The organism is Halolamina pelagica (genome assembly GCF_900115675.1).
Classification (GTDB): Archaea; Halobacteriota; Halobacteria; order Halobacteriales; family Haloferacaceae; genus Halolamina; species Halolamina pelagica.
In genome coordinates this window covers 340714-354421 of sequence record NZ_FOXI01000003.1, presented here as the reverse complement: position 1 = coordinate 354421, position 13708 = coordinate 340714, and the positions used below count along the sequence as shown (strand labels likewise).

The 13708-nt window shown below is 69.2% G+C and carries 14 protein-coding genes and 1 pseudogene; 8 read left to right on the top strand and 7 right to left on the bottom strand.

Annotated elements, in window-relative coordinates:
* A pseudogene (locus tag BMZ83_RS06505) lies at positions 1-278 on the bottom strand (IS6 family transposase); the annotation flags it as partial.
* A gap of 53 nt (positions 279-331) precedes the next feature.
* Entirely contained in the window at positions 332-556 is a 225-nt protein-coding gene (locus BMZ83_RS06500) for a DUF7860 family protein (protein WP_074876826.1), read from the bottom strand.
* Between the two features lie 79 nt (positions 557-635).
* Here BMZ83_RS06500 and BMZ83_RS06495 point away from each other — a divergent pair, with 79 nt between their 5' ends.
* A complete protein-coding gene (locus tag BMZ83_RS06495; RefSeq protein ID WP_074876824.1) occupies positions 636-878 on the top strand; it encodes a hypothetical protein in 243 nt (80 codons plus the stop codon).
* A 14-nt stretch (positions 879-892) separates the two neighbouring features.
* Here BMZ83_RS06495 and htpX read toward each other — a convergent pair whose 3' ends face one another.
* Entirely contained in the window at positions 893-1768 is an 876-nt protein-coding gene (gene htpX, locus BMZ83_RS06490; RefSeq protein ID WP_074876821.1) for a zinc metalloprotease HtpX, read from the bottom strand.
* A gap of 93 nt (positions 1769-1861) precedes the next feature.
* On the opposite strand from htpX, the gene BMZ83_RS06485 reads away from it, so the two are divergent.
* The 3 genes from BMZ83_RS06485 (at position 1862) to BMZ83_RS06475 (ending at position 5102) form a co-directional block, all read left to right on the top strand.
* On the top strand, positions 1862-2767 hold the full coding sequence (locus tag BMZ83_RS06485) for an NAD-dependent epimerase/dehydratase family protein (RefSeq protein WP_074876820.1): 906 nt from the start codon (positions 1862-1864) through the stop codon (positions 2765-2767).
* A gap of 70 nt (positions 2768-2837) precedes the next feature.
* Positions 2838-3548 carry a fumarylacetoacetate hydrolase family protein gene (locus BMZ83_RS06480; protein ID WP_074876818.1) on the top strand — a complete coding sequence of 237 codons (711 nt, stop codon included), beginning with the start codon at positions 2838-2840 and terminating at the stop codon, positions 3546-3548.
* A gap of 441 nt (positions 3549-3989) precedes the next feature.
* Positions 3990-5102 (top strand): 60S ribosomal export protein NMD3, encoded by a 1113-nt coding sequence (locus BMZ83_RS06475; RefSeq protein ID WP_074876817.1) that lies wholly within the window; start codon positions 3990-3992, stop codon positions 5100-5102.
* A 141-nt stretch (positions 5103-5243) separates the two neighbouring features.
* Here BMZ83_RS06475 and BMZ83_RS06470 read toward each other — a convergent pair whose 3' ends face one another.
* The 3 genes from BMZ83_RS06470 to BMZ83_RS06460 form a co-directional block, all read right to left on the bottom strand.
* Positions 5244-6062, bottom strand: a complete 819-nt coding sequence (locus tag BMZ83_RS06470) for a hypothetical protein (protein WP_074876815.1) — start codon at positions 6060-6062, stop codon at positions 5244-5246.
* 110 nt (positions 6063-6172) lie between these two features.
* Positions 6173-8047, bottom strand: a complete 1875-nt coding sequence (locus tag BMZ83_RS06465; RefSeq protein WP_074876812.1) for a helicase C-terminal domain-containing protein — start codon at positions 8045-8047, stop codon at positions 6173-6175.
* Between the two features lie 51 nt (positions 8048-8098).
* Positions 8099-8920, bottom strand: a complete 822-nt coding sequence (locus BMZ83_RS06460; RefSeq protein WP_074876810.1) for a fumarylacetoacetate hydrolase family protein — start codon at positions 8918-8920, stop codon at positions 8099-8101.
* Between the two features lie 146 nt (positions 8921-9066).
* Between BMZ83_RS06460 and BMZ83_RS06455 the strand changes: the two genes are divergently transcribed.
* From BMZ83_RS06455 to BMZ83_RS06440, 4 genes are all read left to right on the top strand, one after another.
* Positions 9067-9708, top strand: a complete 642-nt coding sequence (locus BMZ83_RS06455; protein ID WP_074876808.1) for a DUF7504 family protein — start codon at positions 9067-9069, stop codon at positions 9706-9708.
* A 49-nt stretch (positions 9709-9757) separates the two neighbouring features.
* Positions 9758-10093: a DUF5783 family protein gene (locus BMZ83_RS06450; RefSeq protein WP_074876806.1), complete on the top strand. Its 336-nt coding sequence runs from the start codon at positions 9758-9760 to the stop codon at positions 10091-10093.
* A gap of 69 nt (positions 10094-10162) precedes the next feature.
* On the top strand, positions 10163-10540 hold the full coding sequence (locus BMZ83_RS06445; protein WP_074876804.1) for a NifU family protein: 378 nt from the start codon (positions 10163-10165) through the stop codon (positions 10538-10540).
* Positions 10541-10639: 99 nt separating this feature from the next.
* A complete protein-coding gene (locus tag BMZ83_RS06440; RefSeq protein WP_074876802.1) occupies positions 10640-11200 on the top strand; it encodes an Sjogren's syndrome/scleroderma autoantigen 1 family protein in 561 nt (186 codons plus the stop codon).
* Positions 11201-11262: 62 nt separating this feature from the next.
* Here the strand turns inward: BMZ83_RS06440 and BMZ83_RS06435 are convergent, their stop codons facing one another.
* Positions 11263-13689, bottom strand: a complete 2427-nt coding sequence (locus BMZ83_RS06435; RefSeq protein WP_074876800.1) for a DEAD/DEAH box helicase — start codon at positions 13687-13689, stop codon at positions 11263-11265.
* Positions 13690-13708 lie beyond the last annotated feature (19 nt).

Genomic DNA, 13708 nt, shown 5'->3' with positions numbered 1-13708 from the left:
TGACCATTGATTCGGATCACGGTTTCGTCGAGCGCAACGTGATCCGGACTGGCATCGTCGGCCGGCTGTAGATCGGCCTTCTGCACCCAATCATGCACGGCTTTCCGTGACCGTTTGACACCGAACTTCTCAATTTCTCGAATGGTATTCGAAAGTGATAGTCCAGATAGATGAAGCCGAATACCGAGTTTCATCAGCTCACTCGGTGTCCGCTCTCGCTCCACAAAATCTAACTCAATCCAGTCGCTATGACCGCTGAGGCGTGTGATTTCTGCCATAGATCAGCACAAAATCACCACGCCTCACTCTTCATGCTTAACTAAACACCACCCTACTCGGTCAGCGGCAGCACGATCCCGAACACGATCGGGCTGAGGACGAACGCGAGCAGGCCGACTGCCGCGGTGGCGAGGAACAGCGACTCCTCCCACCCCGGGACGCTGACGTAGTTCTCCGCGAGATACCCGCCGGTTTCGCCGACGGCCATGAGCACGAGCCCCAGCAGGAGGCCACGCTTGACCGTCGACGAGTAGTCGATGGATCCGTATCTGCCCATTTCGACTCGGGGTTGTCGTCTCGATACATACGTCTTGCGAGGTCGAAAAGCGTATACGAGCTAGCGCGAACTTCCGGGTATGGACTCCGGAATCACCGAGATCGTCCTCGAGGTCGCCACGCTGCTGGCGTACACGCTCCTGTCGAGCGTGCTGACCTACGCCGGCGTCGTGTCAGAGCAAACCGCCATCGAGACGTTCGCCAGCGGGGCGACGGGGCTGGCGGTCTGGTTCCTCGTGCTCGGGGCGATCGCGCTCTACGGCGGCGTCGTCGCGGTCGGTCGGGACGTCGTCGGGGCGCGCCTGCTGTCGCTGTTGCACTGACGCGGTCGAAACGCTTACTGCGTCTCGATCTCGCGTTCGAGGTCGCGCAGGCGGTCGACGCGCTTCTCGGTGCTCGGGTGGGTGCTGAACAGCTTGCCGATGACCCCCGAGCGGATCGGGATGACGAAGAAGGCGTTCATCTCCGCGGTCTCCCGGAGGTCCTCCTGTGGCACGCGGTCCATGCTGCCGTCGATGGTCAGAAGCGCCGACGCCAGCGCCGACGGGTTGCCCGTGATCGCGGCGGCGCCGCGGTCGGCGGCGTACTCCCGGTAGCGCGAGAGCGTCCGGATCAGCACGAACGAGAGGATCCAGACCGCAAAGGAGACGCCGATCGCGACCAGCACCTGGCCCCCGCCCTGTCGCTGGCGGCCGCCGCCGAACAGGAAGCCGAAGCGCACGACCATGAACGCCAGCGTCGAGAGGAAGGAGGCGATGGTCATCACCATCACGTCCCGGTTCTTGACGTGGGCGAGTTCGTGGGCCAGCACGCCCTCCAGCTCCTCGTCGTCGAGGGTGCGGAGCAGCCCCCGGGTCACACAGACGGTCGCACTCTTCTGGGACCGCCCGGCCGCGAAGGCGTTGGGGACCTCCGTGTCCGCGACGGCGACGGTGGGCTTTGGTAGGTCGGCCTGCTGGCAGAGCCGCTCGATCGTCGCGTGGAGTTCGGGATACTCCTGGCGGTCGACCTCGCGGGCGCCCATGCTCCGCAGCGCGAGTCTGTCGCTGAAGAGGAACTGCCCGAGCATGAACAGCCCCATCACGACCACGATACCCCCCATGCCGATGTCCGTCAGCGAGAGCGCGGCGATGAAGACGATGTAGAGGAGACCCAGCAGCAACATGGTGATCGCCATGCGCGCCCGGAGTCCCCAGTCCGCTTTCCACTCCATGGCGGTGAATAGACGTTCGGCGGTTTAAACCCTCCTCGCCCGTCCCGTCGCCGCCACCGGGGACGCTTTCCGGCCGGCGCCTGGTGGGTCGGTATGGACACCGTCATCGTCACCGGCGGCCGCGGCGCCTCCGGGCGCTGGGTCGTCGATCGCCTGCGCGAGGATCACGAGGTCGTCGTCGTCGACCGCGACCACCCCGGCTTCGGCGCCGAAGGGGTCGAGGATGTCGACTTCCGGGCCGCCGACCTCACGGACCGCGGCGCCGTCCGCGAGCTGGTCGCGAGCGTCGACCCCGACGCCGTCGTCCACTGGGGCGCGATCCCGGCGCTCGGCCGCCACCCGGAGGGCACGGTGTTCGAGAACAACGCGATCGCGGCGTACAACGTGCTCACCGCGGCCGGGGAGGCGGGCGCCCGGATCGTACAGGCCTCCAGCGACGGCGCCTACGGCTTCTTCTTCGCCGACGAGGAACTGCTGCCCGACGAACTCCCGGTCACCGAGGCCCACCCGCGCCGCCCCGAGGACGGCTACGGGCTCTCGAAGGTCGCCGCCGAGGAAGTCGCGGCGGGCATCGCCCGGCGCCACGGCGTGCAGGTGGCGTCGATCCGCCCCTCGTGGATCCAGGAACCCGGCGTGTACCCCTGTCGCGACTCCGACTACACCGAGAACCTTGACGCGGGCGCCGGGAACTACTGGTCCTACGTCGACGCCCGCGACGTGGCAACGCAGGTCCACGCCGCGCTGACCGCGGAGTTCGCGCCCGACGGCGGCCACGAGGCGTTCAACTGCGTGGCCGCGGACAACGCGCTGGGTGACCCGCTGGAGGAACTGCTGGAGCGCTACTACGGCGAGGTTCCCGAGGCCGGACCGGGCGTCGACGACGACGGCGGCGCGTACAGCGTCGCAAAGGCCGCGGACCTGCTGGACTGGACGCCCGAGCACTCCTGGCGCGACGCCGCCGACGAGGCGGTTCCGCGGCCGGAACTGGTCCGGGACTGATCAGACCGGGACTCCGGCCGAGATCGACCGCGAAGCGAACGCCTTTGCCCCCGCCGGCGTAGGCTCAGCCATGCGACTCGCACGGATCGACACCGGCGACGGCGTCGTCGCCGGCGCGTACGAGGACGGCGTGGTCGAGCGCGACGGCGAGCGCTACGTGGTCGGCGAGGACGGCGATCTCGCGCCGCCGTGTGACCCCTCGGCCGTCTACTGTATCGGTCGCAACTACGCCGAGACGCTGGACCAGAAGGGGTACGAGCGCCCCGAGCAGCCGACGTTCTTCATCAAGCCGCCGGCGTCGGTGATCCCCCACGAGGCGCCGATCCCCTACCCGACCTTCTCGGAGGAGGTGACCTACGCGGGCGAACTCGTGGCCGTGATCGACGAGCGCTGTCACGATCTGACGCCCGCGGCGGCCGAGGACATGGTCCGGGGGTTCACGATCATGAACGACGTGGACGCGCTGGATCAGCCCGGGCTCACCTCGCGGAAGGCGTTCGACGGCTCCGGGCCGCTGGGGCCGTGGATCGAGACGGACGTGGACCCGCGGAGCCTCGACATGTACACCGAGATCAACGGCGAGCGCCGACAGGCGGCGAACACGGAGCTGATGCTGTGGGGCCCCTACGAGCTGGTCTCGTTCCTCTCGGAGCGGTTCACGTTCCGGCCCGGCGACGCCATCGCGTTCGGGAGTCCGGGGAACCCGGGGACGATCGAGCCGGGCGACGAGGTGGAGATCTGGTACGAGGGGATCGGGACGTTGCGGAACACGGTCGAATAGACGTTTTCGGGGGTTTTCCGACTGGAACAGCAGCCGCGACCGCGGCAGCATCTCGTTCGTAGCACACTTGCGACCGCCACGCGCCGGACACGAGGTCCGGCGCTGGAAAGGAATCCCCACTCCTCCCCCCGCGGCCGCCGATAGTCGGCGGCCGCGAGGCGTCCACCGCCACCGCATCGGGACCGCGGTGGCGCGCGACGTGAGCCCCTGCGTGGGCGAACGAGCGCGCGAGGGACGAGCGAGGGTTACCCGAGCGAGTCGGCTGGGGAGGCTGTGGCCGCGGTGCTGGGCGGTGCGGTCACAAGTAGTCATGCATCGAGATGCTGTCGCGGTTCGCGGTGGCGTCGACGTTCGGACCTCCTGACCGACCACCATCGAACTCCCGAACCCACACACCGTATAGCGCGGGCCTTATCAGTCCGAACCGTCCAGTTTCCGGTAATGAGCAAGTCCGGCGAGTTCTGCCCTCGCTGCGGCGACGACGTGCCCGAGCGCCCCGAGCCGCTCCCCGGGGAGCCGCGGGACCGCGACGCCGCACTCTGTGACGCCTGCTACTTCGAGCAGTTCGACCTCGTCGACGCGCCCGACCGCATCGAGGTCCTCGTCTGTTCGCGCTGTGGCGCGGTCCACCGCGGCAACCGCTGGGTCGACGTCGGCGCGAAGGACTACACCGACGTGGCCGTCGACGAGGTGGCCGAAGCCCTCGGCGTCCACCTGAAGGCCGAACAGGTTCAGTGGGGCGTCGAGCCCGAACAGGTCGACCAGAACACCATCCGGATGCACTGCACGTTCTCCGGGATCGTCCGCGGCACGCCCGTCGAGGAGCAGGTCGTGGTGCCCGTGAAGGTATCGCGGGGGACCTGCAAGCGCTGCGGGCGCATCTCCGGCGGCGCCTACGCCGGCGAGGTGCAGGTCCGCGCCGAGGAGCGCGAGCCGACGAAGGAGGAGCGCGAGCGTGCGATGGAGATCGCCCACGAGATGGTCGAGGAGCGCGAGGCCGACGGCGACCGCGAGGCGTTCGTCACCGAGGCCAAGGAGGTCGACGACGGCGCCGACATCAAGCTCTCGACGAACAAGCTCGGCCGCGCGCTCTCGAAGCGCCTGGTCGAGGAGTTCGGCGGCGACTTCGAGGAGTACGCCACCCTCGTCACCGAGGACTCCGACGGCAACGAGGTCTACCGCGTGACGTTCTCGGTCCGCCTGCCGCGCTACCGGCCGGGCGAGATCGTCGACCCCGAGGACGGCGACGGGCCGGTGCTCGTCACCTCGGTCCGGGGCAACCTCAAAGGGACGCGACTCGCCTCCGGCGATCGCTACGAGGCCCGCTTCGACGAGGAAGACGCTCCAGACGCGCTCCGGCTGGGCGAGCGCGGGGACGCCGTCGACACCACCGTCGTCGCCGTCGAGGACGAGCACGCGGTGCAGGTGCTCGACCCCGAGACGTTCGAGACGGTCAGCATCCCGCGGCCCGACTTCTTCGACACGGACGCCGACGAAGTGCCGGTGCTAAAGTCCCGCTCGGGGCTGTACATGGTGCCCGGCGAGGACGCGTGATCGGCGACGGCCGAGCGGGAAGTTAAGCCGGTGGGCGCGCTTTGGCCGGTATGGACACGAAGCAACTGCTCGCCATCGTGCTGACCGTCCTGATGCTCGGCTCCTCGCTCGCCTACGCGCTGGCGCTCTGAGACGCCGCTTCTACGGCCGGTACTCGCGGTTAATCGCGTCGAACACCCAGCCGAGGACCGGCCGGTTCGTCCCCGCGGGGCGCTCGACGGTCACGTCGTTCCACCGGTCGTAGCGGTAGCGCTGCCAGTCGGTCTCGTTCCCGTTGTCCGAGCGGATCGTGATCGCCCGCAGCCAGCCCGACTCGGCGTCGACGGTGACGGCGACGGTGCCGTCGAAGGAGTCCGGCGGCGCCGAGGCGTTCTCGGAGCTCCCGAGCAGCCGGCTGGCGACCGTGTCGTTGTCGGTTCGGAGTCGGATCGTGCCGTTCGACTCCGTGACGGTCGTCTCGACGCCCGGGCTCGCGAGCGTCGCCGCCAGGTCACTGCGGTCGAGGCGGTCGGCGCCGGCCCAGAGGTTCAGCGCGCGGGACCGGCTCCGGTCGGGGTTCTCGGGGAAGTCGTAGTACGTCGCGCTGACCGCGTCGGCGTACACGTCCGGCCCGCTCCCGAAGTAGCCCTCGCCGTTGTCGGTGTCGAACTCGCGGTCGCTGCGCTCGACGGTGTAGCGCAGGAACACGCAGCCGCCGTCGCGGCGCGTCACGTTCTCGCTGTCACAGGGCGTGATCCAGTCCATCCGGTAGTCGTTGGTCTCCGTGGCGTTCAGTGCGTCCAGCGCGACCTGCTCCGGCGGGCCGTCGGTGTCGACAGTCTGGGGCTCCGGCGGCGAGTAGAACGGGTCGGCGACGCCGACGGCGCCCATGAGCAGCGCGGTCAGGACGGCGGCGATCGCCATCCGGCGGAAGATGTCGTCGCCGAAGCGCGCACGGAGGGCGTCGGTGAGTCGGCTCACGAATCCCCCCGTACGTCCCGACCGGTGTGACTGCTCATCCGTCACCCCGTACGTCCCGACCGGTGTGACTGCTCATCCGTCACCCCGTACGTCCCGACTGGTGTGACTGCTCATCCGTCACCCCATACGTCCGACAGGGGATGGTTCTCACGCTTCTCCGCCTCGGCCTCGGTCTTGTTCGCCGGCGAGTCACTCCCCGGACTGGTGGCCGACCCCGTCGACGACGATCCCGAGGACGAACTGGACGACGAAGTCGTCGAGCCGGCCGACCCGCGGCTCCCGCTGCGTCCGGCACGCCCCGACGAGCGCGCGTTCGGGCTGGCGTCGACGCCCGCGAGCGCGGCCGACGGGTCGGCGCCGCGGAGTGTCGGCTCGGCGAGGCGGTCGACCTGGTCCTGGAACCAGCCCGGGATGTCGGTGCTCGCGCGGTCGAATAGCTCCAGGAGGGAGTCGTCCGCGAGGTAGGTCGCGCCGTAGTCCTCCGGCGATCGCACGACGCGGCCGCAGGCCTGGATCACGGTTCTGAGGGCCGCGCGGTAGTACCACGCCCACTGGCCCTCCGCCAGCCGTCGCTCGACGCGGGAGTCCTTCGTGTTGAGGTACGGCGCCTTGCAGAGCACCTGCCAGCGACAGAGATCGCCCTCCAGGTTGAGCGCCTCCTCCATCTTGACCGAGAGGAACAGTTCGGGCTCGTCGCTGGCCTTCCACGCCTCGAGTTGGGCGTCGCGGTTCTCCCGGTCGTGGACGCGCACGCGGCCGGCGACGCCCAGGTCCGCGAGCCGGTCGGCCAGTTGCTCCTGGATCGCGTAGGAGTGGCAGTGGATCAGCCCCTTCTCGTCGGCGTGTTTGGCCATCAGCCGCACGACCAGGTCGGCGATCTTCGGCAGCGTCTCGTCGCGGTGCTCGTAGGTCATCTTCCCCTGCGTGGCGTCGTACAGCGGGCGGTTCTCGACGGGGAACGTGTGGCCCACCTCCACGAGCGCGACGTTCTCGGGGTCGAGCCCGACGCCGCGGCAGAACGCCTCCTTGTTGAGGATCGTCGCCGACAGCAGCGCGAACTTCGAGCCGCGGTCCCAGACGGTGTGTTTGAGGTACTTCGCGGGGTCCAGCGGCTTGATCGAGACCGCGCCGCCGGCGCCCTCGGGCTGGTCGACGACCCACGTCGTCGGCGAGTTCGGATCGCGGTAGTCCTCGGCGAAGTAGGCGAGTTCGCTGATCAGTTCCTGCAGGCGGTCCCGGCGGGCGGCCTCCTCGGGGGTGAGTTCCGGCTTCGCGAGCAGTCGGTCCTTCTCGACCTCACAGCGCTCGAGCAGCTGTTCGGCGAAGCGGACGGCGCCCTCCACCTCGTCGCCCGTCGCCGCGGTCACGTCCGGCACGTCCACGTCGTCCCAGATCGGCACGCGCCGCGGCGAGAGTTCGACCGTCGCGTACATCTCCGCCCACTCCGCGAGCCCGTGGGCCTCGTCGACGACGACCACGTCGCGCATCCGGAACACGTCGCTGCCGGCGGTCTGCATGAAGTACGCGAGCGTCATCGCCGCGATCGGTTGGTTGCTCGCGATGGCGCGGTCGGAGAAGTACGGACAGCGGTGGCGGACCGTGCAGTCGAACCCCTTCTTGCGCACGCAGGGCGCCTGATCGACCGGCGTGTCGTGTTCGCCGGGGAGGATGCAGTCGTAGTTGTTCTTCCCGCGGATGACCCGGAAGTCCTCGAGCAGGTCGTCGGCCTCCACGTCGTCGAGTTGGCTGACCTGCGGCGTGGTGTAGTAGGCGCCGGTGGGCTGGGCGGGGTCGGCCTCGTCGACGGTTCTGGCGGCGCCCATGATCGACCGGGCGAGGAGGGACTTGCCGCTGCCCGTCGGCGCGCGCACGAGCACCACGTCGTTCCCGGCCGCGAACGCGTCGCGGATGTCCGCGAGCGCCCGCTCCTGGTTGCCGCGGTGGGAGGGCGCGGGGAACGAGTCGGGGATACGGGCGGGTTCCACTCTACCCGGAGGTAGGCACTCGGGCGGATGAAAGTAGCGCTCCGACGCCGACTACCGAACCACGTCCGCCTCGACGCTCCCGAAGCCGTCGACCTCCGCCCGCACGTGCGAACCCGGCTCGATCACGCCCGCGCCGGGGGTCCCCGTCGAGATCACGTCGCCCGGCTCCAGCGTCATCACGTCGGAGTGGAACGCCACCAGCTCCCGGGGCGGGAACTCCATGTTGGCGACGACGTTCTCCGCGACCGTCTCGCCGTCGATCACCGTCCGGACGGTGGTCTCCGAGAGGTCCGTCCCGGCCTTCGGCATCGCGAGATGCGGGCCCAGTACGAGGAACGTGTCGAAGCTCTTCGACCGCGTGAGGAAGCGCGGGTTGCGCTGGAGGACGTCCTCGGCGGTCATGTCGATCACCGGCACGAACCCGGCGATCACGCCGTCGGCGTCCTCGGCGTCGACGTTCCGGCAGGTCCGCCCGATCACGACCGCGAGTTCGGCTTCGGCGGTCACGCGGTCGGTGATCTCCGCGGGCGGCAGGCGGATCGGCCCGCCCGGCCCGGTCGCGGCCGTCGTCGGCTTGAAGAAGCTCGCCGGCTCCTCGGGCGCGTCCTCCGAGAGGTCGCCGGCGTGTTCGACGTAGTTGAGGCCGATGCCGAACAGCTTCCCCGGCTCCTCGACGGCGGCGCCGAGCGATCGCTTCTCCAGGGGGGTGCGGTCGGCCGTCGCCGCGTCGGGGTCCGGGAGCGTGCCCGCCGCGGCGGCGGGGAGCGCCTCGCGGACGCTCGCGTGTTCGGGCGCGGCCGCGGCGAGCGGGACGACCCCGTCGTCGTCGCCGAGCAGGGCGTCGCCGGCGGCGGTTCGCGCGAGGTACCGCATCAGCGCCACCCCCGCTGCGTCGCGTCGGTTCGCGGAGCAGTCACCATACCCCGACACGGTCGCGCCGCCTCATCAACGTCCCGGCCACCGACGGGTGAACGAGGGAACAGCGTTTTGTGGTCGCCCCGAGAGGTAGACGTACGAGAATGGAGGAGCCCACTGCCGAGACGCTGGACTCCGCCATCCCGATCGCCGAACTCGCGGCTGGCCGGAGCGTGCTGGTACGCGGGCCCGCGATGTCCGGGAAGTACGACCTGCTCCTCCGGCTGCTCGACGCGCTCGCCGACCACGTGCTGCTCGTCTCCACCAGTCGGCAGGCGACCGGCGCACGCGCCGACTTCGCCGAGTACGGCGACCCCGACCGCTTCGGCATCGTCGACTGCGCGAGCCGCGCACAGGGGCGTGACGGCGGCGAGGACGCGCTCGTGCGCTACGCCTCCTCGCCGAAGAACCTCACCGAGATCGGCGTGAAGTTCACCGACCTCGTCGACACGGTTCAGGACGACGGCGTCGAGCACGCCGCCGTCGGCGTCCACTCCGTGTCGGAGCTCCTGATGTACTGGGAGACCGAGCGCGTCTATCAGTTCCTCCGGGTGCTGCTCGCGGAGGCACAGGGGCTCGACTGGCCCGCCGTCGCCGTCGTCGACGACGACGCCGCGACCGACCAGGCGGTCACCACGCTCACCCAGCCGTTCGACGCCGTGATCACCACGCGGCGCGACGACGACGGCCGGGCGTTCCGGTACCAGGAGTCGGGGCGTGAACTCGGCGACTGGACCGCGTTCTGACGAGCGGCGAGTCGCCCCACTTTTGCCTTCGCCACGCCAATCGCGGTTAATGGCCGAGTTCGACCCCGAAACGTTCGAGGAGGAGAAGTACACCGAACACTTCACGCAGCTCCAGCGCGCCTACAAGAACGCGTTCGAGACGATGAGCGAGGACCACGACTCGGACCTGATCCACGCGATCGACCAGCAGGTGCTCAACGAGTCCGAGCCCCACTTCGTCGACGGCGCCTTCGAGGTGGAACTCCCCGAGGACCCCTCGGAGCGCGTGACCGCGGTGAGCGTCGACGCCGAGACGGTGAACGGGACGCTCGACCGGTACACAGACGTGATCGCCGCCGAGCTCCACGACCTCTTGGGCGTCGAACAGCCCGAAACCGACGGCTGAGCCGGCTATCGAACGTGTTCGGGGTGGCCCGAACCAAAGGCATAAGCCGCCCGCTCGCCAAGCGGACGTATGAGCACGGAGAGCCAGTCCGGCGACGACGACCTTCGCGAGCGGGTCAGCAACTTCCTGCGACGCAACTTCCCGCAGATCCAGATGCACGGCGGTTCGTCCTCGATCACCCACCTCGACCGCGAGTCGGGCGAAGTCCACATCCAGCTCGGCGGCGCGTGTTCGGGCTGCGGTATCTCCCCGATGACGATCCAGGCGATCAAGTCCCGGATGGTCAAGGAGATCCCCGAGATCGAGACGGTCCAGGCCGACACCGGCATGGGCGGCGGCGCCGACGGCGACCTCGGCGGCACCGGCGGCAGCAGCATGAGCCCCTCCTTCCCGGGCGAGGGCGACGAGGACGGCGAGGACGACGAAGGCCCGCAGGCCCCGTTCTAACTCGCTCCCGTTCAGTTCCCGTGTTTTCAGCCGCGTAGCCGTGGCGCCGACGGTTCCGGACTACCACGCCTTTTTGCTCCGGAGCGCCAACCGAAGTCCATGAGCGACGAGTTCGACAAGGAGGCCGAGCGGGAGAAACTCCGGGAGAAGCTCGAAAAGGACGAGGAGAAGCGCCAGGAGACCCAGCGCATGAGCGAACTCCTGTTGCAGGGCGCGACGATGACCAACGAGCACTGCGAGAACTGCGGCGACCCGCTGTTCCGCGACGGCGACGAGACGTTCTGTCCCACCTGCGGCGGCGAGCGAGCTACTGAACAGCCCACCGAACAGGCTCCCCAGCAGTCGTCGGGACAGCCCCAGCAGCAGCCAGCCGAACAGCAGCCAGCCGAGCAGCAGGCGCCGCAGCCGTCCGACGCCGAGCCGGCGCGGAGCGAGTCCGAACGCGGCACCGGCGCGCCGACGCCGGATCGGTTCGACGTGAGCCGACCCGACCCGGCTTCGGGGGCGCCGCCGGCGGCCGACGACCCCCGTGCCGAACTCCGGCGCGCGGTGACGACGACGGCACGGAAAGCCAACGAGGCGAGCGACCCCCGGACGGCGAAAGAGTGGTTAGAAGCGTCGAAGGAGGCCGCCGAGGCGCTGGAAGCGTTGGGGGAGTAGGTATTCGGTGGAACACGGCGACGGCGTAGGTTCCGACGCTGGGACACGGAGGTCCCAGCAGGTCAGGAGCCGTCGCCGGTGTACTCGCTTCCCACGACCTCCCGCAGCCGATCCGCGGTCACCTCGCCGATCCCGTCGACCGCCATGAGGTCCTCCTTCCGGGCGGTCATCACCGCCTCGACGGTTTTGAACTCCTCGAGGAGTGCCCGGGCGGTGACGGGCCCGATGTCGGCGACGCTGCCGACGACGTACTCCTGCTGTTCGGCCAGCGTCTTCCCCGACTTCTCGCCGTGGACGGAGACGGTTCGATCGCTCTCCTCCTGTTCGCGGCTAGCGACGACCTCCAGCAGGTCGGCGGTGTCGTCCTCGTCCTCCGTTCGGAGCACGCTGGCGTCGAAGTCGATCGCCAGCGAGGAGAGCGCGCCGCGGATGGCGTTGGGGTGGACGTTGCGCTCGCCGTAGAGGTCCTCCCCTTCGAGGATCACCACGGGGCGGGCGTACGCTCGCGAGAGGTCCCCGACTTGCTCGAACATCGAGCGGTCGCCGCCGGTGAGGGTGTCGAGGAAGTCCGCGACCGACTTGCGCTCGACGGCAACGCGATCCGAGAGCACGTAGTCCCCGACATCGAGCGTTTCGAGTCGGGTCCGGACGCCCTCGCGCCGGGAGAGCTCCTTCGCGATCGGCGAGTCGAGTTCACGCTGGTCGATGACGACCTCGATCACGTCCTCCTCGGGGTCCGAGTCCGCGGTGGCGACGACGCCCTCCTCGCCGCCGTCAGCGTCACCCGCGGATTCCGCGGCGGCGGCGCTATCGTCGCTCCCGCCGTCGCCGTCGGCCTCGGCGAAGTCGTCCAAGCCGGGCGAGAGTCGCTCCTCCCGCGCCTCGCCGTCGTCGCCGCTGTCGAACGCCGAGAGCGACTGCTGGGCGTCGTCGAGCTCCTCCTCGACCTCGTCGGCGACGCCTTTCAGCTCCCGGAGTTCGTCCTCCATCTCCTGTTCGCGCCGGCGAGCGATCCAGAAGAAGGCCTCGTCCCGAGTGTCGTTGGCCATGAGGACGACCACCTTCCCCTCGGCCTGTCGACCGGTTCGACCCTTCCGCTGGATGGAGCGGATCGCGGTGGGAACCGGCTCGTAGAAGAGCACGAGGTCGACCTCCGGCACGTCCAGCCCCTCCTCCGCGACGGAGGTGGAGACCAGCACCTCGAACTCGCCGTTGCGGAACTGGTCGAGGCGCTCCTGCTGCTCCTTCTGGGTCATCCCGTCCGAGCCCTCCTTGTCGCCCTGGCCGACGAACTTCCGGGTCTCGAAGCTCCGCCCGAGGAACTCCGTGAGCGCCTCGGCGGTGTCGCGGGACTCGGTGAACACGATCACGCGCTCGCCGTCGCCGATGCCGAGCGTCTGGGCCAGCAGGATGCGGGCCTTCGAGAACTTCGGGTGGAGGTCGTCGTAGGTGTCGGCCTTCCGCATCGCACGGCGGACCCGGGGGTCGCTGACCATGCGCTGGCTGGCCTTCGACGCGCCCGAGGAGCGGGCGTCCTCACGCTGGCGCTCGAAGTAGCGCCGGACCGACTCGACGGACTGAGTCTCGACCAGTTCGACCGCCCGCCGGAGCTTCATGATCTCGGCGTGGGTGCTCATCCCCTGGTAGCCCTCGCTCTGGTCGTTGTTGATCAGCTTCTGCAGTTCGGCGCGCATCCCGTTGAGCTTCTTCTGGGAGAGGTCCGGACTGGTGGCGTTAGTGACGCCGAGTTCCTTCAGATCCTCCAGTCGTTCCGTGATCACCTCGTTCAACAGCTCCCGGATATCCAGGATCTCCTCGGGCAGGTCGACGCGCTCCCACTGCACGTCGGTGTCGTGGGTGAACTCGTCGACGTCGGCGTCGTCCTCGGTCATCACCTCGACCTCGGTCAGCCCGAGGTTCTCACAGACCTGCAGGATCTCCTCCTCGTCCCCGCCGGGCGACGCCGACATGCCAGTGACGAGGGGGTCGGCGGCGTCGGCGTGGTAGCGCTCGGCGATGTAGACGTAGGCGTAGTCGCCGGTGGCGCGGTGGCACTCGTCGAAGGTGAGGTGGGTCACGTCCGCAAGCGAGATGCGGTTGCCGACGAGGTCGTTCTCGACGACCTGCGGCGTCGCGATGACGACGGTCGCCGACTCCCAGAGCTCGGCGCGGTCGTCCGGGCTCACTTCGCCGGTGAACACGACGATCTCCTCGTCCGGGATCTGGAGGGCTTCGCGGTAGAACTCGGCGTGCTGCTGGACCAGCGGCTTCGTCGGCGCCAGCATCAGGGCTTTGCCGCCGACTTCCTGCAGACGCTCGGCGGTGACCAGCAGCGAGACGGTGGTCTTCCCGAGGCCGGTCGGGAGGCAGACGAGGGTGTCGGCCTCCTGGGCGGTGCCCGCGAGCTGGAGCTGGTAGAGCCGGCGCTCCAGGAAGTCGGGCGTCAGCAGCGGGTGGTCGATCCGGCCGACGTCGTCGGTGGCCGCCATTTGCAGGTAGTGGGACGCC